The sequence below is a fragment of the Acinetobacter lwoffii genome, assembly GCF_024129115.1.
GTDB classification, from domain to species: Bacteria; Pseudomonadota; Gammaproteobacteria; order Pseudomonadales; family Moraxellaceae; genus Acinetobacter; species Acinetobacter lwoffii_T.
This window is the reverse complement of record NZ_JAMXXO010000063.1, coordinates 1-839: the sequence shown is the minus strand read 5'-3', so window position 1 is coordinate 839 and position 839 is coordinate 1. Positions and strand designations below refer to the sequence as shown.

Below are 839 nucleotides of genomic sequence, written 5' to 3'. Positions count from 1 at the left end.
TTAAAAAAATAGCGAAGTAGTAAAATCAAATCGCCAAACCCAATTTTACTATTCGCTATGCCTCGTACCATGCTGACAGATCAACACTGGCAAAAGTTGAAAGTTATTCTGCGTAATTTATCCATTCACCACAACTCAAATTTACGCAATTTTATTGAAGCTATTCTCTATAGAATTAGAACAGGCTGTCCGTGGCGAGATATTCCTTCTTGTTTTGGTCATTCAAACTCTATTTTCAAACGTTTTAATCGTTGGTCAAGCAGCGGTAAGTTACTTAGATTATTCAAATTACTAGCCTCATGCCCCGATATGGAGTGGATTTTTATTGATGGCTCTCATGTACGTGCTCATCAACATTCTGCCGGTATAGCGAATCAATCTATTTCTAAAAGTGTAGGAGGAAACTCCTCAAAAATACATTTGATTGTTGATGCACATGGCAATCCTATTGATTTCATGATTACCGATGGAACCACACATGATGTTAAAGTTGCACCTGATTTAATATCAACATTAGATTTAAAAGAGACAAAAGTGGTATGTGCAGATAAAGGCTATGATTCAGAACCACTGCGTGAACAGATCAGGAAAACAGGGACTAAAGCGAATATACCAAAGAAAACAAATAGCCAATCGAACAATGACCATATGGACTGGTGTTTATATAAAATCAGGCATTTAGTTGAAAATATGTTTTGTAGATTAAAGCAATTTAGAGGAATAGCTACTCGATATGACAAGCTCAAAAGAAATTATCAAAGTTCTGTTGCTTTAGCCTGTATATTTTTATGGCTACCTTTATAGGGTTAATTATGAACAGTAAATGTCAACAGACCCTA

The 839-nt window shown here is 35.3% G+C and carries 1 pseudogene; it reads left to right on the top strand.

Annotated features, from left to right (window positions below):
• Window positions 1-57 precede the first annotated feature (57 nt).
• Window positions 58-823 (top strand): annotated as a pseudogene (locus tag NI470_RS15675) (IS5-like element ISAba31 family transposase).
• Window positions 824-839: the final 16 nt, after the last annotated feature.